This window comes from Azospirillum palustre (assembly GCF_002573965.1).
Taxonomy (GTDB): Bacteria; Pseudomonadota; Alphaproteobacteria; order Azospirillales; family Azospirillaceae; genus Azospirillum; species Azospirillum palustre.
In genome coordinates this window covers 248,335-265,185 of record NZ_PDKW01000040.1, presented here as the reverse complement: position 1 = coordinate 265,185, position 16,851 = coordinate 248,335, and the positions used below count along the sequence as shown (strand labels likewise).

Annotated in this window: 15 protein-coding genes; 2 read left to right on the top strand and 13 right to left on the bottom strand. The window is 68.4% G+C overall.

Annotated elements, in window-relative coordinates; genetic code table 11:
* Positions 1-4: 4 nt before the first annotated feature.
* From CRT60_RS11150 to CRT60_RS11100, 11 genes are all read right to left on the bottom strand, one after another.
* On the bottom strand, positions 5-1,435 hold the full coding sequence (locus tag CRT60_RS11150) for an FAD-binding oxidoreductase (RefSeq protein ID WP_098736499.1): 1,431 nt from the start codon (positions 1,433-1,435) through the stop codon (positions 5-7).
* A gap of 5 nt (positions 1,436-1,440) precedes the next feature.
* Positions 1,441-2,148 carry an ABC transporter ATP-binding protein gene (locus tag CRT60_RS11145; protein ID WP_098736498.1) on the bottom strand — a complete coding sequence of 236 codons (708 nt, stop codon included), beginning with the start codon at positions 2,146-2,148 and terminating at the stop codon, positions 1,441-1,443.
* Positions 2,141-2,932: an ABC transporter ATP-binding protein gene (locus tag CRT60_RS11140; RefSeq protein ID WP_098736497.1), complete on the bottom strand. Its 792-nt coding sequence runs from the start codon at positions 2,930-2,932 to the stop codon at positions 2,141-2,143. The genes CRT60_RS11145 and CRT60_RS11140 overlap by 8 nt, the downstream gene beginning before the upstream one ends.
* On the bottom strand, positions 2,929-3,945 hold the full coding sequence (locus CRT60_RS11135; RefSeq protein WP_098736496.1) for a branched-chain amino acid ABC transporter permease: 1,017 nt from the start codon (positions 3,943-3,945) through the stop codon (positions 2,929-2,931). The genes CRT60_RS11140 and CRT60_RS11135 overlap by 4 nt, the downstream gene beginning before the upstream one ends.
* The gene (locus tag CRT60_RS11130; protein WP_098736495.1) at positions 3,942-4,820 is read right to left on the bottom strand and encodes a branched-chain amino acid ABC transporter permease; all 879 of its coding nucleotides are present in this window, start codon (positions 4,818-4,820) and stop codon (positions 3,942-3,944) included. The genes CRT60_RS11135 and CRT60_RS11130 overlap by 4 nt, the downstream gene beginning before the upstream one ends.
* 65 nt (positions 4,821-4,885) lie before the next feature.
* Positions 4,886-6,028 carry an ABC transporter substrate-binding protein gene (locus CRT60_RS11125; RefSeq protein ID WP_098736494.1) on the bottom strand — a complete coding sequence of 381 codons (1,143 nt, stop codon included), beginning with the start codon at positions 6,026-6,028 and terminating at the stop codon, positions 4,886-4,888.
* A gap of 75 nt (positions 6,029-6,103) precedes the next feature.
* A complete protein-coding gene (locus CRT60_RS11120; RefSeq protein ID WP_244592408.1) occupies positions 6,104-6,964 on the bottom strand; it encodes an isocitrate lyase/PEP mutase family protein in 861 nt (286 codons plus the stop codon).
* A complete protein-coding gene (locus CRT60_RS11115; RefSeq protein ID WP_167421683.1) occupies positions 6,948-7,496 on the bottom strand; it encodes a 3-isopropylmalate dehydratase small subunit in 549 nt (182 codons plus the stop codon). Before CRT60_RS11115 ends, CRT60_RS11120 begins: the two co-directional genes overlap by 17 nt.
* An 8-nt stretch (positions 7,497-7,504) precedes the next feature.
* Positions 7,505-8,761, bottom strand: a complete 1,257-nt coding sequence (locus CRT60_RS11110) for a 3-isopropylmalate dehydratase large subunit (RefSeq protein WP_098736492.1) — start codon at positions 8,759-8,761, stop codon at positions 7,505-7,507.
* A gap of 26 nt (positions 8,762-8,787) precedes the next feature.
* The gene (locus CRT60_RS11105) at positions 8,788-10,377 is read right to left on the bottom strand and encodes an FAD-binding oxidoreductase (protein WP_098736491.1); all 1,590 of its coding nucleotides are present in this window, start codon (positions 10,375-10,377) and stop codon (positions 8,788-8,790) included.
* A 36-nt stretch (positions 10,378-10,413) separates the two neighbouring features.
* Entirely contained in the window at positions 10,414-11,304 is an 891-nt protein-coding gene (locus CRT60_RS11100; RefSeq protein WP_098736490.1) for an MBL fold metallo-hydrolase, read from the bottom strand.
* 366 nt (positions 11,305-11,670) lie between these two features.
* On the opposite strand from CRT60_RS11100, the gene CRT60_RS11095 reads away from it, so the two are divergent.
* A complete protein-coding gene (locus tag CRT60_RS11095) occupies positions 11,671-12,546 on the top strand; it encodes an IclR family transcriptional regulator (protein ID WP_098736489.1) in 876 nt (291 codons plus the stop codon).
* Positions 12,547-12,594: 48 nt separating this feature from the next.
* Here the strand turns inward: CRT60_RS11095 and CRT60_RS11090 are convergent, their stop codons facing one another.
* Positions 12,595-14,211: an alpha/beta fold hydrolase gene (locus CRT60_RS11090; RefSeq protein ID WP_098736488.1), complete on the bottom strand. Its 1,617-nt coding sequence runs from the start codon at positions 14,209-14,211 to the stop codon at positions 12,595-12,597.
* Positions 14,212-14,486: 275 nt separating this feature from the next.
* Here CRT60_RS11090 and CRT60_RS11085 point away from each other — a divergent pair, with 275 nt between their 5' ends.
* Positions 14,487-16,094, top strand: coding sequence for a class I adenylate-forming enzyme family protein (locus tag CRT60_RS11085; RefSeq protein ID WP_098736487.1), 1,608 nt, complete (start codon positions 14,487-14,489; stop codon positions 16,092-16,094).
* Here the strand turns inward: CRT60_RS11085 and CRT60_RS11080 are convergent.
* Positions 16,091-16,786 (bottom strand): TetR/AcrR family transcriptional regulator, encoded by a 696-nt coding sequence (locus CRT60_RS11080; RefSeq protein ID WP_098736486.1) that lies wholly within the window; start codon positions 16,784-16,786, stop codon positions 16,091-16,093. The genes CRT60_RS11085 and CRT60_RS11080 overlap by 4 nt on opposite strands.
* Between the last annotated feature and the right edge of the window lie 65 nt (positions 16,787-16,851).

Here is a 16,851-nt window from a genome sequence, read left to right as displayed (position 1 = left end):
AAGGTCAGTGTCGGGCCGCCACGACCTTGCCTGGATTCATCAGGCCCTGCGGGTCGAACAGCTGCTTGATGCCCTGCATCAGCGCCATTTCCGCCGGTCCCTTGAAGGCGGCGAGCGCGTCGCGCATGCTCTGGCCGATGCCATGCTCGGCGCTGATGGTGCCGCCGAGCGCGATTGCCTGTTCATGGACCGCCGCGCTGATCGCCTGGGCGATGCGGTCCAGCGGCTCGCCCGATGTGCGGAGGCTGTCCGGCAGGATGGCGACCAGATGGATGTTGCCGTCGCCGATATGCCCCACCGCCACCACACGGGCATCCGGCCGCACTCTCTCGATAGCCATAGTGGCGTGGGCGACGAAGTCGGGGATGCGGGCGACCGGCACCGCGGTGTCGTGGCCGACGACGATGCCGCTCTTGCGGTTGGCCTCCGACACGCTGTGGCGCAGCTTCCACATCGCATTCGCCTGAGCCTGGCTGCGGGCCACGGCCGCATCGGCGACGCTGCCGTCCTCCAGCCCGATTGCCAGCAAATCCTCCAGCCGTGCGGCCAGATCCAGCCCCTGCATCGGGTCGGTGACCTCGACCACCAGATACCAGGGCATGAGTGTGCCGAGCGGCCGGGCAGTGCCCGGCACATGGGCCAGAACCGAGGCCAGCTGCGACTCCGACAGGATTTCCGCCGTGGTCACCCGGTCGCCCAGCGCACCGCGCAGTTGGGCGAACACTTGCAGGGCCGCATCCAGCGAGGGCAGGGCGAGGAAGCCGGTGGCAACGCTCTGCGGCCTTGGGAACAGCTTCAGCGTCGCCGCGGTGACGATGCCCAGCGTGCCCTCCGCCCCGATGAACAGGTGCTTCAGGGCATAGCCGGTGTTGTCCTTGCGCAGTGCCCGCAGCCCGTTCCACAGCGTGCCGTCGGGCAATACCACCTCCAGCCCCAGCACGAGGTCGCGCATCGGGCCATAGCGCAGGACGGCGGTTCCCCCGGCGTTGGTGGCGATGGTGCCGCCGATCTGGCAGCTGCCCTCGCTGCCCAGGCTCATCGGGAACAGCCTCCCGGCTTCCTCGGCGGTGGCCTGGACCGCAGCGAGGGTGCAGCCGGCCTCCACCGTCAGGCTGTCGCCGATGGGATCGACATCGCGGATGCAGGTCAGGCGCGACAGGCAGAGGACGAGGCTCCGTCCGCTGTCGTCGGGGATGGCGCCGCCGACCACGCCGGTGTTGCCGCCCTGGGGCACCAGCGGCGTGCCCGTCTCCGCGCACAGCCGGACGATGGCTGCCACCTGCGCCGCATCGGCCGGCCGGACCACGGCCAGCGCCGCACCGCGGTAGCGCCCGCGCCAGTCCGCCAGGAAGGGCGCGGTGTCGGCCGGCCCGACCAGCACATGGGCTGGCCCGAGGATCGCCCGTGCCCGCTCCACCACCTCCGTGCCGGACATGCCCGTCACAGCCCGAGATAGGCGGTTTTGATGCGGGGATCGGCCAGCAGGGTCTGGGCCGAATCCTCCATCACCACCCGCCCGGTCTCCAGCACATAGGCGCGGTCGGCCAGACGCAGCGCCAGATCCACGCGCTGCTCGACCAGCAGGATGGTGATGCCGGTGCCGTGCAGGTTCCTGATGGTGTCGGCCAGCGTGTCGACGATGATCGGCGCCAGCCCCAGCGTCGGCTCGTCCAGCATCAGGCATTTCGGGTTGGCCATCAGGCCGCGGCCGAACGCGACCAGCTGCTGCTGCCCGCCGCTCATCGTGCCGGCCTTCTGGGTGCGGCGTTCGGCCAGGATGGGAAACAGCTCATAGACCCAGCGCAGCCGCTCGGCGAAGCCCATGCTGCCGGGCCGGCCGCGCAGCGCGCCCAGCTCCAGATGCTCCAGCACCGTCATCTCGGGGAAAAGCTGGCGGCCTTCCGGCACATGGACCAGCCCGCGCTCGATCACCTGGTGCGGCGCCAGCCTGTCGATGCGCTCGCCGTCGAAGGTGATCGTTCCGCCGCTCGGCCGCAGCAGGGCGGAGATCGCCTTCAGCGTCGTCGTCTTGCCGGCGCCGTTGGAGCCGACCAGCGTGACCAGTTCGCCGTCCTCGACGGTCAGCGAGACGTTGTGGACCGCCTCGCGGTGGCCGTAGCGGACCTTCAGACCTTCGACCTTAAGCATCGACCGGCTCCCGTCCCAGATACACGCGGATCACTTCCGGATCGTTCAGCACCTTGGCCGGCGGTCCCTCGGCGATCTTCACCCCATGGTCCAGCACCACCAGCCGGTCGCAGACGCTGGCGACCACGCGCATGTGATGCTCCACCAGCAGAACGGTGACGCCGCGGGCGCGGATGCGGCGGATCATCTCGACCAGCCGCTGGCCCTCCTCCGGATTCATGCCGGCGGCCGGCTCGTCGAGCAGAAGCAGGCGCGGTTCGGCGGCCAGCGCGATGGCGATCTCCAGCCGGCGCTGCTCGCCGTAGGACATGGCGTCGGCCAGCGTGTCGGCGCGGTGGTCGAGATCGCAGAAGGCCAGGATCTCCAGCGCCTTGCGCCGCAGCTCCGCCTCTTCCCGCCGATAGGCCGGGCTGCGCAGGATGGCGGCCCCCCAGCCGGCCCGCGTCGTGCGGAAGGCGGCGCTGCGCACATTGTCGAGCGCGGTCAGGCTGGGGAACAGGCTGGTGATCTGGAAGGTGCGCGACACGCCGCGCTGGCCCATGACGTGCGACGGTGCGCCTGTGCAGTCGGTGCCTGCGAAGCGGATGCTGCCCGACGAGGGCGGCAGCGAGCCGCCCAGCATGTTGAACAGCGTCGTCTTGCCGGCGCCGTTCGGCCCGATCAGCCCAACCACCTCGCCGGCCTGCACCGTCATGGTGACGTCGCGCACCGCGGTCAGGCCGCCGAAGATGCGGGTCAGGTTGCTAACGGCGAGGATTTCACCTGAGTTTGCGGCGGGGCTCATTTCGCACCTCCCTCCGTGCTGGGCAAGCCGGTGGGCGTGGCCGGCAGATTGTTCTCCGACTTGTGGGCGTTACGCCAGCGTTGCCACAGGCTGATCAGCCCGCCCGGCAGGAAGACGACGGTGCCGGTCAGCAGGGCCGCGAAGATGACCATGCGCAGCGGGCCGGCGACGCGCAGCGATTCCAGCAGGCCGATATAGACCAGCGCCCCCAGGATCGGACCCAGGATGGTGCCGCGCCCGCCGATGATGACGACGATGATCAGGGCGGCGACATTGTGGACGCCCATGATGTCGGGGGTGATGACGCGGATATAGTGGGCGTAGATGGCGCCGCCGATGCCGGCGATGGCGGTGGCGGCGACGAAGCCCATCAGCTTGGTGTGGAAGACGTTGATGCCGAGCGAGGCGGCGAGCGGCGCATTCTCCCGCACCGCCAGGAAGGCGCGGCCGGTGCGGCTGCCCACCAGCGCGTGGCAGAGATAGGCGGTCGCCAGCACCAGCGCCAGCACCAGATAATAGGTCGGGCGGGCGCTGTCGAAGGCCAGCGGGCCGATTGCCATCGGCGGGATGTCGGTGATGCCCATGGGCCCGCGCGTCAGATCGACCCAATGGTTGGTGATGGTGAACAGGATGGCGCCGAAGCCCAGCGTCAGGATGGCGAACTGCGGCCCGACCACGCGCAGCGCGGCATAGCCGATGACCAGCCCGAAGCCAGCCGCCACCAGCCCGGCCAGCGGCAGCCCCAGCAGCGGCGGCAATCCCAGCTGCGTCGACAGGATCGCCGAGGTGTAGGCGCCGACGCCGACGAAGGCGGCATGGCCGAAGGTGAGTTCGCCGAGATAGCCGATCACGATGTTGAGGCTGAGCGCCAGCAGCGCATACAGCATCCACAGCACCAGCAGATGTTCCAGATAGGCGTTGCCGGCCAGGAAGGGCAGGACGGCCAGGGCGGCGATGCCGCCGGCGATTGCCAGGGGCTGGCCCAGGGAATGCCCATGAGAGTTGGTGTTCATCGCAGACCCCGCGCCGTGCTGAACAGGCCGTTGGGGCGCCACAGCAGGACCGCGATGATCATCGCGTAGCCGATGGCCTCCATGAAGCCGAGGGAGATGTAGCCGCCGCCCAGCGATTCGATGACGCCCAGCAGCAGGCCGGCGAAGAGGGCGCCGGTGACGCTGCCCAGACCGCCCATGATGACGACGATGAAGCCCTTCAGGACCGCCCAGTTGCCGATGGTCGGGAAGATCATCACGGTGGGGCCGACCAGCGCGCCCGACAGCGCCGCCAGCCCGCAGGCGAGCGCGAAGGTGTAGGTGTGGACCAGCCCGATGTTGATGCCGGTCAGCGCCGCACCGTCCGGGTTCTGCGCCGTCGCCCGCATCATCTTGCCGAAGCGCGAATAGCGGATGAACAGGTAGACCGCGATCAGCGCCACCACGGCGGCGGCGAAGACCAGCACGCGCTGCTGGGTCAGCGTCACCGTGCCGATCTCCAGCACCTCGTCGGCGAAGGGGCTCTCGACATATTTCGGATCGGCGCCGAACAGCAGCTCGCCGCCGTTGGCGATCAGCAGGGCGAGGCCGAGGCTGGACAGCAGGATGGTGAATTCATGGTCGCGGCGCAGCGGCCAGAAGATCAGCTTGTTGGCGGCGACGCCGAGCCCCGCCACCACCACGGCCGAGATCGCCGCCGCCGCGATGTAGTCGAGCCCGAACAGGGTGCCGACGAAATAGGTGATGTAGGCGCCGAGCATGTAGAACTCGCCATGGGCGAAATTCACGATGCGCAGCACCCCGAAGACCAGCGTCAGCCCGGTGGCGATGAGCACATAGGCCATCCCGTTGACCAGGCCGTTCGCGATCTGCTGGGCGAAGACGGTGAAATCCATGTCGAATCTTCCTGTCGGGAGTCTCCCTCTCCCTTTTTGGGAGAGGGATTTTCACCAGCCGCCACTCAGTCCCGGACGCTGACGATCTGCTTCTTCTGGACCTGCACCAGATGGATCGCCTGGCTCGCCTGTCCCTTGTCGGAGAAGCGCAGTTCCCCCATCACGGTCGGGACCGCCTGCGACTTCAGAGCCGCGGCAATCTTGTCGTAGGCGCGCGGATCGCCGCCGGCGGCATCGACGCCGAAGGCGAGGGTCTGCACCGCCTGGGCGCCGAGCGCGGCGATGAAGGACGGATCGTTCTTGTAGTCCTTACGGTATTGGTCCAGCCACGGCTTCAGCGACGGGGCGGCGCCGTCCTCGGTGAAGGGCGAGGCGGAATAGACCTGCTCCAGAGAGTTGCCGGACAGCTCGACCAGCTTCGGGTTCATGTTGCCGGCCGACGCGATGACCTTGCCGCGATAGCCGGTCTGCTTGATCTGCCGGTAGATGGTGGCGCCCTGCGAGGTGTTGATCGCCGCGACATAGATGGCGTCGGCGTTCAGCGACTTCAGCTTGGTCAGCGCGGTGGTGAAGTCCGTGTCGGTGCGGTTGTAGAACTCGTGCCCCTTCACCTCGATGCCGCAGCCGGTCAGCAGCTTGGTGTAGTTGTCCAGCTCCAGCCGGCCCCAGTCGTCGTTGACGTTCATGAAGGCGATGGACTTGGGCTTGATGCGGTCGCAGATCGCCTTCGAATAGAACTCCGACATCATCGCCGAGGTGGCGTTCAGGCGGAACAGGTACTTGTGCCCCTCCTCCGTCACCTTCGGGTGCTGGGAGCTGGTCATGACGGTGATGATCTTGTCGCGCGTCACTTCCTTCATCGACAGGGCGACGGCGCTGAACCAGCCGCCGATGATCATGTCGACGTTGTCCTGCTCCATCGCCCGCTTGGCGGCGCTGACGCCATCCTCGGGGGAGCCCTTGTCGTCATAGGTCAGCAGCTCGATCTTGCGGCCGCCGGCCACACCGCCCTTGGCGTTGATCACCGCGGCCATCGCCTGCGCGCCTTCCAGGCCGAGCTGGCCTTCGAAGGCGCCGGTGCCGCTCATCGGCCCGATGAGGGCGATGCGGACCGGGGGTTGCTGCGCCTGTGCGCCGGTGGTGCCGGCGACGGGAATGATCAGGGCCAGGGCCGCCGCGGCGGCAAGGAGAGTGCGCCTACCGAACATGGGGTTCCTCCGTGGATTGGTCGTCTTTTGCGTTGCCCTTGGCCCCGGCGGGCGGTGCCCGCCGGCAAAGGATCGTCAGGCGGTCTTCAGGTAGCGCTTCTGCAATTCCTCGATCTGCGGGAAGCCGATGAAGTCGATGAAGCTGTTGTGGTCGGTCACCGGGCGCGGCAGGTCGCGGGTGGAGCGGCGTTCGGCGAGTGCGGCCAGATTCTCCTTCAGCGCCGAGGCGACGGTCATCAGCGGCACCAGCGCGTAGGTCGCCATGCCGGCCACCTCCTCGACCTCGTCGGCCGACAGCTTTTCCAGCCAGCCGAGCAGCTGCAACGACAGCGGCACGCCGACCGCCTCGCGCATGGCGCGCAGTCCGTCGATGTTTTGGAAGCATTTGCTGATCGGCTGGATCATGTCGGCGCCGGCGGCGACATAGGCGCGCCCGCGCTCCATCGCGGCAGCCGGATCGACCACGTCGGTGCGGGCGATAATCAGCATGTTGGGATCGCGCCGGGCGGCCACCGCCGCCTCGATCTTGGCGACCGCCTCGTCCATCGGGATCACCTCGACCCCGCCGACGCAGATCGGGCAGCGCTTGGGCGCCACCTGATCCTCCATGATGACGGCTGACACGCCCGACGCCTCGAACTCGCGGATCGTGCGCATCACGTTGATTGCGTTGCCGTATCCGGTGTCGATGTCGGCGATGACCGGCACATTGACCGCCGACACCACGTTGCGGACCACCGTCAGGTTCTCCGACATGGTGTAGAGCTCGGCATCCGGCTGGCCGAGGAAGGAGGCCGAGACGCCGAAGCCCGAGGTCATCAGCGCGTCGAAGCCGGCCGCTTCGATGAAGCGGGCGGACAGGGCGTCATAGGCGCCGGCCGACCAGACGGTCTTCTGCGCCAGCACACGGTTGCGGAATTCAGATCCCCGAGACATTGGCATGGTCCTTTTGTTCGCGTTGCTGGGCCGCCTGCCGCTTCAGGAAGGGGACGAGGCCGCCGGCCTCGATCATCTCGGCATCCGCCTGCGGCAGCGGCTCGAAGGGAATTTCGGTGCCTTGGGTGTGGTTGCGGACCACGCCGGCCGCCCAATCCACCTCGATCTCGTCCCAGCGCCGGACGAAGCCGAGGATTCCGGGGCAGCTGACCTGCGGGAAGCCCATGCTGACCTCGCCGCGCCAGTAGCCGGGCGAGAAGGACTCCGCGATCACCCCGGTGACGCCGAGATGGCGCATCGCTTTCATCGGCGGGTAGTGCGGGTGGCCGTAGCCGAAATTGCCGGCGCCGACCAGCAGGTCGCCCGGCCGCACCGATTTGGCGAAGTCCGGGTCGTAGGTCTGCATGGCGACCTGCGCCAGTTCGGCCACGTCGGTGATCTTGATGTTCTTGACGCCGACGATCTGGTCGACGTCGAAATTCACCTCGTCGAAGATGAAGGCGACGCGGCCCCTCATAACAGGCATCGTCATGGCGGCCCTCACAGGTACGGGCGCGGATCGGCGATCCGGCCTTCGATGGCGGAGGCGGCGACCACCGCGGCGTTGCAGAGGTAGATCTCGGAGTCCGGGCTGCCCATGCGGCCGCGGACGTTCAGCGTGCCGGTCGACACCGCGCGCTGGCCCGCCGTCATCGTCGCGATGCGGCCGAAGCAGTAATCGCAGCTGGGGGAGGAGACGAAGGCGCCGGCTTCCACCAGGGTGGAGACCAGACCCTCGCGCGCCGCTGCCGCCATCAGCTCCTGGCTGGTCGGCACGATGTGCAGCGACACGCCGGTCTTGACCCGCCGGCCCTCCAGCACTTTGGCCGCCGCCCGCAGATCCTCCAGCCGGCCCGACGCGCAGGATCCCAGATAGCCGGCATTGATCTCCAGCCCGAGGAACTCGGTCAGGTCGCGGGTGTCCGCCGGGGTCGGCGGGACGACGACGATGGGTTCCAGATCCGACAGGTCGATGTCGTGAACGGCCGAATAGTGGGCGTCCGGATCGCTCGACGCCGGCTCCAGCTTTTTGCGGGCGCGCGGCAGGGCGTAGTCCAGCCGCACCGGGTCGGGATTGACGATGGCGGTCAAAGCACCGGTGAACATGGCGAGCCCGGTGATGGTCTGAAGCCCCTCCGTCGACATCGCCGCCACCGACGGCCCGCCGAGTTCCAGCACCTGGAAGCGGCAGGAACTCGGCCCCAGCCGGCGCACCAGATGGTGGAAGACGTCGCGCGCCATCACGCCCGGCCGCAAAGACCCACGCAGGTTCACCCGCACGGTGTCCGGCACACGGATCGACACGGTGTCGCTGACGAAGGCCTCCATCACGTTGCGGCGCAAGCCAATGGCGAGCGTGCCGAAGGTGCCGAGCTGGCTGACATGGCCGTCGAAATGGACGACGAAGGCGCCCGGCGTCGCATAGCCGACCTCGGCCGCCACCTGATGGCCGATGCCGTGCCGTTCGAACAGCGGCACATCGTTCTCCGCGCACCAGTTGCGCGTGTTGATGTGCAGCTCCTCCTCCTTGGCGGTGGCGGTCGGCACCATGTGGTCGATGAAGATGCCGAAGCGCTCCGGCTCGGCCACCCGCTCGATGCCGAAATCCTCTTTCATCGTCTTGAAATAGACGTCGGTGTAGCCGGGGAAGTCGTAGGCCAGCACGAAGTCCGGCTTCGCCTTGATGTCCTGTCCGGCGCGGACGGCAGGCAGCCCCGCCGCGCGTGCCAGGATCTTCTCGGTGATGGTGTAGCCCATGGCGTGGATGTCTCCGCTCCCGGTCCTCAGCGGCCGAGGCCGAGGGAACCGGGATTCATCAGCCCCTGCGGATCGACGGCGCGCTTGACGCCCTCCAGCAGCGACCAGGTTTCGGGGGTCACGATCTCGCGGAACGGATAGTCGCGGGCGACCTGCCAGCTGACGCCGCCGAGGCTGCAATAGAGCTCCTGCGTCGCGCGGCGCAGCTCGGCCACCGCGTTGCGCGCCGCCGGGTTGGCCGGGCGGTCGCGCCATGGCTTCACCACCTCGTCGCCCAGGCTGGCGGCATGCAGCGGCGTGATCTCGTCGGTCCAGTAGAAGGCCGGCTCCAGGAAGAAGTCGTTGCCGACCGTCATGGTCATCACCGAATAGATGATGCCGTGCTGCTCCATGAAGCCGCGCTTTTCCGCGAAGAAGGCGTCGTTGGCGGCGACCACCTTGTCGGCGTCGCCCAGCGGGAAGATAGCGTGGATCGGGACCCAGCGCTGGCCCTCGCGCCCCAGCATGCCGCGCACCGGCCCGAAGGGCTTGGAGCGCATGACCTTGGGCACGCTGTTCTCGATCTCCTTGCCGTGGCGGGCGCCGATCTCGCGCACAATCTGCATCGCCTCGCGCAGCTGGGTCTCGCTGCGCCCCTCCACCACCAGATGGAGGGTGAAGTTGTGCTCCTTGAGGAAGGCGGTGCCGGCGGTGGCGACGCTCAGCGCCTCCTTGGCGCCCTGGAACAGCGACTTGCCGGCCTTCGCCACGTTGCCCAGCGTCTTCAGCCCGTCCGACAGCTTGTTGACGCTGGCCGAATGCTCGACCTTGGTGCGGTCGATGCCGAAGCCTTCTGACACGCAGCGCGCCCGCGCCATCTCCACCTGTGCTGCGGCCATCGCCTGCATGGTGGCGAAGCCGAAGGACAGGAAATCGGTGTGCTCCGGCCGGCGGTGCAGCCGCAGCGTCGCCGCCACCTTGAAACCCATGGCGCCGTTGTCGCCGAGGAACAGGCCGGTCAGGTCGGGGCCGCCCGACCGGGTGAAGGGCTTGGTGCCGACGCGTCCGCCCGACCCGGTGGTGACGATGCGCCCGTCGGCCAGCACGACGGTGACACCCAGCACGCTTTCCGCCACGGTGCCGTGCAGGGCGGAGCCGAAGAAGGCGCTGTTCTGCGATAGGGCGCCGCCGATGGTGGCGTTGATGCCCGACAGCGGTCCCCAATAGCCGGTGCGCAAGCCCGTACCCTCCAGCGCCTCGTTCAGCGCCGCCCAGGTGCAGCCGGTCTCCACCGTCACATAGAGGCTGTCGGTGTCGAGATCGACGATTCGGTTCAGCCGGCGGCTGTCGATGACGACCGAATTCGGGCCTTCGGGCAGATAGCCCTTGGTGTAGGACATGCCGCCGCCGCGCGGCACCACCGCCACGCCGGCCTCATGGGCGGCGCGCACAGTGGCGGCGACCGCGTCGCGGTCGCGCGGCAGGGCGATGGCGAGCGGCGCGATGCCCGGCTGCCAGAACACGTCGTTGGCGTAGAAATTCCGGCTCTTCTCGTCATCCAGCAGGCCGTCGGGCCCAAGCGCCGTGCGCAGGGTGTCGATCAGCGTGGCCGGGCCGTCGAGGGCGGCGATGCTCATGAGGGTGTCCCTTTCGGGTATGATCGGGCTGAATTATCAGGCCGCAAGCGGCTCGAACCGGAAAGTCTCGGCGGTCCGGCGGACGAAGCCGGTGTGGGGAGCGCCGAAATGGGCGGGGAAGACCAGGGCGCCGCGGTCGGCGGCGTGGTCCAGCAGCCGGCGGCGGGTCGCCACCGCCTGGGCCTGATCCTCGCAGAAGCGGCTGTTCCAGTCGGGGCGCGCCACCTGCATCGGCTGGTGCAGGCAGTCGCCGGTGAAGTAGGCGGCGTGCCGGTCCGACTCCAGCCGGACGAACATCTGGCCGGCGGTGTGGCCGGGGGCCAGTTCCACCGAAAGCCCGTCGAGGATGCGGTCGCCGTCCTCGATCAGCTCGACCTGACCGGCTTCCCAGACCGGCAGAACGCTGTCCTCCATCACCGGGCCATTGCCCGGCATGCCGATCAGCCCGCCCTCCGGGCTACGCCAGTGCTTGAATTCCTGTGCGCCGTAGATGTAGCGGGCGTTGGGGAAGGTCGGCACCCAGCGCCCGTCGACCAGCTGGGTGTTCCAGCCGACATGGTCGATGTGCAGGTGGGTGTTGATGACCAGGGTCACGTCCTCCGGCTGCACGCCCGCCGCCGCGAGGTTGCGCAAGTAGGGCTTGTCCAGCATGTGGAAGCGCTCGAAGCCGGGCGTGTGGCGTTCCTTGTGATTGCCGCAGCCGGTATCGACCAGGATCACATGGCGGTCGGTGCGGATCAGCCAGCTGTGCATGCTCGACATCAGGCGCTTCGATGCCGGGTCGAGGAAATTCGGTTCGGCCAGTTCGGGGTTCCGGGTCAGGATCGCATCGTCGTAGGCCGGAAACAGGAAGCCGGGGTCGAAGCCCGGCGTCAGCATTTCCTCGATCCGCGTGACCGTGAACGCACCAAGGGCGATGGTGTGCATAGTCCTCCCCTCGTGCAGGATGCCGGCGGCCGGTCCGGGAAATCGGGGGACGGCGGCGTGCCGGAGCATGGGGCGCCGGCCATCCGCGAAGGCGGCGGGGCGCGCTTGTTCTGTTTGTTGGGCAAGGAAACCATTTGCGCCGGATCGTGTCAACAGGCAAAATTGGTGTCACTGTTTGACACGAACGGCGCATCGCGTTAGGGACGGCGGAAAGGGGTTGCGGAACTCCGCGCCTGCCATCAATGCTAGCCGGCGCTGCTACCACGGCGGGATGATGGCGGTTCGACCGTCTTCCGCCGGCTGTGCCGGACAGCAGCGTTTCCGCCTGGACTCGAGATGCGGGACATCCATAAGGGACTTGAACGTATGGACACCGAACAGGACGACAACCAGGGCGCGGACAATCAGGGCGCAGAGCAGGGCACGGAAAAGAACGGTCTCGGCGTCCGCGCGGTGTCGCGGGCCCTGGCCGTGCTGCGCAGCTTCTATCGGGAAGGTCCGACACTGACCCTGACGGAGGTCGCCAGCGCCGCGAAGCTCGACAAGGGGACGGCACGGCGCATCCTGCTGACGCTGGTGCAGGATGGCTTCGCCGCCTTCGACCCTCAGAGCCAGAAATACAGCCTGGGGCTTGAGATTCTGAAGCTGGCCGGGGCGGTGCCGGAACGCCGCGACCTGCGCCAGATCGCCTCCACCATCCTGTCGCGGCTGGCGAAGTCGACGGGCAGCACGGTGTTCCTGTCGGTCTACCACGATGGATCGGCGGTCTGCCTGGACCAGTTCCACAGCGACCGCTCGGTCGAGGTGCGCTGGTGGATCGTCGGCGGGCAGCTGCCGATGAACTGCGGTGCGGCGCCGCGCGTGCTGCTGGCCTATCTGCCGGAGGTGGAGGTCGACCGCGTGCTGTCGCGCGGGACGACGCGGCTCACTCCCCACACCACCACCGACCCCCGCCAGCTGGCGAAGGAGTTGGAGGAGGTGCGGCAGCGCGGATGGTCGGTGGCGGTCGACGACGTGATCGAGGGGCTGGCCGCCATCGCCATGCCGCTGTTCGAGCCGGACGGCCGGCTGATCGCCGCCGTCAGCCTGACCGGCCTGACCCCCCACATCGTCCGCAACGGCCAGCCCAATTTCCTCGACGACATGCGCGATGCCGTGCGGGAGATCTCGGCCAACCTCTATTCGCTGTCGGCCCCGCCGCTGCACCGCGCCGCCCGCGCCCAGTCCGCCATCGGCGGCTGAGCCGGGGCCCGCCATCGGCGGCTGAGGCGAAGCGGCGGCAGTATCGCCTTATGACACCGGGTGCGGATTTGTCGTCCCCGGCTTGCCGGCGAGGAAGGCGGCGTAGCAGTCGATGGTTTCGCGCACCGCCTGGGCACCCTGACCGGGATACCAGACGGTGGCAGGGGTCGGCGTGACCTCCGTTCCGGCCGGGGCGAGCGTCTTCGCCTCCGCCAGCCCTTCGACCAGCATGTCTGCCGGACCGGCGCAGATCAGGGCTGGACGGGTCAGGCGCACCAGGGCCGTCCGCGTGTCGTAGCGGAAGGCGGCGCGGTAGGAGCGGTCGTAATGGCTGCCGCTCGCCAGCAGCCCCATGGTCCAGTCATGCAGCACCGTGGCGGCGGGGACGCCGATATCGCGGGCGGCGGCGCGCTCCTGCCGGTACCACGGCCAGAACAGGAACATGTCGCGCCGCATGTTCCAGGCCTGGAGCAGATGCAGACCCCAGCGGTCGGCGGCCAGTGGCGGGAAGTAATGGTCGAGGATGTCGGCGCTGAAGTCCGCCGGGATCAGCACCGGCGCTTCCAGCACGGCGCGGCCGATCCGCTCGGGATGGCGGACCGTAAGGTCGAGCGCCACCAAGGCGCCGGTGTGGGTTCCCCACAGGTCGAACCCGTCCAGCCCAAGCGCGTCGGCCAGCGCCAGCATGTCGTCGGCAAGCACGCCGATGTCCACCGCACGCTCCGGCTTGTCGGACTCGCCGTTGCCGAGATAATCGGGGGCGATGACCTCCCGTTCCGCCGCCAGCCCGTGCAGCAGCGGCAGCAGCGGTGCCGACGACCCCGGTGCCGACTGGAAAGCCAGCAGCGGCCGACCGCGCCCGGCGCGGCGCAGGTGGATGCGGCCACGGGGCGTGTCGGCATAGTCGTGCCAGACCCGCAGCGGATCGGCGAAGGGCCGGGCCGGCGGCAGCGGAGCGGCGGCTTTCCGGCCGGCGGCCATCGGCGCGAGATGCTTGACGACCTCCGCCAGCCCATCGGCGCGGCTCTCCCCGGCAGCGGCCCTGGTGTCCCCGCGCATGGCGTCCAGGCACAGCGCCCACAGCGCTCCATACCGGTCCGGTGCGACGGCCGCGCTGCGCAGCATCGCATCCAGATCACGTGGGGCGGGCAGGGGAGCACCGTTCCTGGCCGGATGGCTGGCGTCGCGCGGTTCCAGAACATGGGCGTCGCGCAGATGTGCCCACAGCACCGCCAGATGGGTGCCATCCGCACGGGGAGTCAGCGGGGCAGGGCGCAAGTCCCGCTCGCTCCACCCCTCCGCAATGGCGGTGTCGACCAGCAGCACGCCGTCCGGCTGCCATCCCGTTGCCGGCACGGCGCGTGCCAGCGGAGCCGCGAGGTCGAAGGCCAGCAGCGGGCAGCCGGCAAGGCCGAGCCGGCCGGCGGCATCGGCGATCAGGCGGGCCAGTCCGGCGACGTCGTCCGCCCAGCTTGTGACCGACCCGCCGGTTCCCGGCAGGTCGAGCGCAGTGACGGTCCAGCCCGGCAGGGCATTCGCCAGCCGGTCGGCACAGACGGAGGCCGCTTCGATCAGGCTGGGAAGGACCAGCAGGTCGGGGCCCGATCCGCTGCGCCAGACGCGCATCTGGCTGTCGGCGAGGGTCACGTAATGGGGTGTCGACATCGGTTTCCTCCCGATTGGCTGGCGTCCGGCGCCTGCTCTTCGATGATGTGCGGAATTGGGGAATGGTCGCGCGAATCATCGGCTCCGCTCGCGTCGGGCCTTATGTTCGCTATACTGATGGTGTCGCTATTTGACACTCAGTTCGTAGGATGACATAGTTTCCGCAACACCGACAAGCGCGGTGCCGGTGGTGCCGCAGAGGTTCGAGCCCCCGGCATCGCCCGAATCCAGAAATTCCACCAGAAAATCCAATTTCATCGTCAGGGAGGAACGGCATGGCCTGGCCGGACGGGATCGGCGTTTCCAAACGGCGCGAGTTGCTTTTCGGCACGCGCCTCGTACCGTGCTACAGCGAGCGGCCGGCCACCATCGACGCCATGTTCCGCGCCGCCGTCGTGCGCCGGCCGGATGGCGAGGCTCTGGTCGATGGAGAGCGGCGTTACAGCTATGGGCAGCTGCACGCGCTGGTGACGCGCGCCGCCGCGTCCCTGCTGGCGCAAGGCGCCCAACCGGGCGACCGAATGGCGCTTGTCCTGTCCAACCGCGCGGAGTTCCTCATCGCCCTGCTGGCGGCGGCGCGCGCCGGCATCGTCGCGGTGCCGGTCAGCGCGCGGGAACAGCGTCCGGGCATCGCCGGCATCCTGAACGACTGTGGCGCCTCTATCCTGATCCATGACTCAGGTCTCGCCGACCGGATGCCCGATGCCGCGGAGGTGCCGTCGCTCGTCTCGCGCATTTCCGTCGGCGGAGCGGTGGACGGCTGCCGGCCCTTCGAGGCCCTGCTGGAAACCGACGCCGAACCTCCGCAGTCCGCGGAGCCGCAGCGGGAGGAGGACACCGCCGTCATCCTCTACACCTCCGGCACCACCGGGAAGCCGAAGGGCGCGCTGCTGGCCCATGTGAACATCATCCATTCCGCCCTGCATTTCGAGGAATGCTGGGACTATCGCGAGGGCGAGCGGGCGGTTCTGGCGGTGCCGGCCTCGCACGTCACCGGGCTGGTCGCCGTCGTCATGGCGATGATCCGTGTCGCCGGCTGCACCGTGATGATGCCCGCCTTCGACGTCGCCGGTTTCCTGGACCTGGCGAGCCGGGAGCGCATGACCGCCACCGTGCTGGTCCCGGCCATGTACAATCTCTGCCTGCTGCGCGCCGATTTCAGCCGCTACGACCTGTCGTCCTGGCGGATCGGCGGCTTCGGCGGCGCCCCGATGCCGGAAGCGACGGTGGAGGCGATGGCAGAACGGCTGCCCGGCCTGCATCTGCTGAACGCCTACGGTTCGACGGAATGCGCCACCATTATCAGCGTCGTCCCCATCGGCCACACCCGCGCCTGCCTGGATTCGGTCGGCATGTGCGTGCCCTGCGGCGACCTGCGCATCGTCGACGATCAGGGCCGCGAATGTCCGCCGGGGGTGAGCGGCGAGGTATGGATCCGCGGTCCGATGACCATCCGCGGCTATTGGAACCGCGAGGATGCCACCCGCGACAGTTTCGTGGATGGTTATTGGCGCTCCGGCGACATCGGCACGCTGGACGGGCGCGGCTATCTGCGGCTCCACGACCGCAAGAACGACGTCATCAACCGCGGCGGCCACAAAATCTACAGCGTGGAGGTCGAAAACCTGCTGGTCCGCCATGCGGACGTGGTGGAGGCGGCCGTGGTCGCCCATCCCGATCCGGTGCTGGGCGAGAAGATCCACGTCTTCGTCATTTCGAAGTCCGGCAGCCTGACCGAAGACGCTGTGCGCGATTTCTGCCGCGCCAGCCTCGCCGAGTACAAGGTGCCCGATTACGTCACGCTGCTGGGCGACGCGCTGCCGCGCAACGCCAACGGCAAGGTGACCAAGCGGGTGCTGCGCGATCAGGTATCCACGACCTAAGCCCGCCTCAGCCCCACCGCCGCCTCGACGAAGGCGATCAACTGCTCGGCATAGAGGTCGGGCGTGATGCCGCGGCGGCGGTGCTTGGCGCGCTTCACGTACCAGTCCTGCAGCATCGGCTTGATCAGCGCCGCCGTCATCGTCACGTCGGGCATGGCGAACAGGCCGCGGGCGACGCCGTCGGCCAGCGCGTCGGCGATCATGCTCTCCGTCAGCATCTCGCTGGTGACGGCAAGGTCGCGCCCGTCCTTGGGGAAGGACTTTGCCTCCATATAGGCGAAGACGAACCAGGGATGCATGGTCTCGGTCAGGAACAGGTGGGTGCTCAGCAGCCAGCGCAGCCGGGCGGCCGGGTCGTTCGCCAGCCCGTCGGGCGGGTGGCCCAGCACCTCCTCCACCACGCTGACGACCTGGCCCAGGATCATCATCAGCAGCGTGTCCTTGCTGTCGAAATAGGCGTAGAGCGCCCCCATGCTCAGCCCCGACTGTTCGGTCAGGTCGCGCAGGCTGGTGGAGTGGAAGCCCTTGCGGTTCGCCAGCATCAGCGTGGTTTCGACGATGCGCGCCAGATTGCCGATGGCAACCGCCGGCTTCTTCACCCGGATCGTCGCGGCATGCCGCTCCAGGATGCGGGCGCACAGCGCCTCCATCGACAGATCGTGCCGTGCCTGGAAGTCGCGCAAGCTGTTCATACCGGCTGTCCTATCGTTTGCCATGCCGATCGTTCTTGCACATCATCGGCGCCAAGGATATAAAG

Bases quoted from the DNA above. Each gene is read 5' to 3' on its own strand.
- CRT60_RS11150 (WP_098736499.1), bottom strand. From the start codon at position 1,435: ATGTCCGGCACGGAGGTGGTGGAGCGGGCACGGGCGATCCTCGGGCCA.
- CRT60_RS11145 (WP_098736498.1), bottom strand. From the start codon at position 2,148: ATGCTTAAGGTCGAAGGTCTGAAGGTCCGCTACGGCCACCGCGAGGCG.
- CRT60_RS11140 (WP_098736497.1), bottom strand. From the start codon at position 2,932: ATGAGCCCCGCCGCAAACTCAGGTGAAATCCTCGCCGTTAGCAACCTG.
- CRT60_RS11135 (WP_098736496.1), bottom strand. From the start codon at position 3,945: ATGAACACCAACTCTCATGGGCATTCCCTGGGCCAGCCCCTGGCAATC.
- CRT60_RS11130 (WP_098736495.1), bottom strand. From the start codon at position 4,820: ATGGATTTCACCGTCTTCGCCCAGCAGATCGCGAACGGCCTGGTCAAC.
- CRT60_RS11125 (WP_098736494.1), bottom strand. From the start codon at position 6,028: ATGTTCGGTAGGCGCACTCTCCTTGCCGCCGCGGCGGCCCTGGCCCTG.
- CRT60_RS11120 (WP_244592408.1), bottom strand. From the start codon at position 6,964: ATGTCTCGGGGATCTGAATTCCGCAACCGTGTGCTGGCGCAGAAGACC.
- CRT60_RS11115 (WP_167421683.1), bottom strand. From the start codon at position 7,496: ATGACGATGCCTGTTATGAGGGGCCGCGTCGCCTTCATCTTCGACGAG.
- CRT60_RS11110 (WP_098736492.1), bottom strand. From the start codon at position 8,761: ATGGGCTACACCATCACCGAGAAGATCCTGGCACGCGCGGCGGGGCTG.
- CRT60_RS11105 (WP_098736491.1), bottom strand. From the start codon at position 10,377: ATGAGCATCGCCGCCCTCGACGGCCCGGCCACGCTGATCGACACCCTG.
- CRT60_RS11100 (WP_098736490.1), bottom strand. From the start codon at position 11,304: ATGCACACCATCGCCCTTGGTGCGTTCACGGTCACGCGGATCGAGGAA.
- CRT60_RS11095 (WP_098736489.1), top strand. From the start codon at position 11,671: ATGGACACCGAACAGGACGACAACCAGGGCGCGGACAATCAGGGCGCA.
- CRT60_RS11090 (WP_098736488.1), bottom strand. From the start codon at position 14,211: ATGTCGACACCCCATTACGTGACCCTCGCCGACAGCCAGATGCGCGTC.
- CRT60_RS11085 (WP_098736487.1), top strand. From the start codon at position 14,487: ATGGCCTGGCCGGACGGGATCGGCGTTTCCAAACGGCGCGAGTTGCTT.
- CRT60_RS11080 (WP_098736486.1), bottom strand. From the start codon at position 16,786: ATGAACAGCTTGCGCGACTTCCAGGCACGGCACGATCTGTCGATGGAG.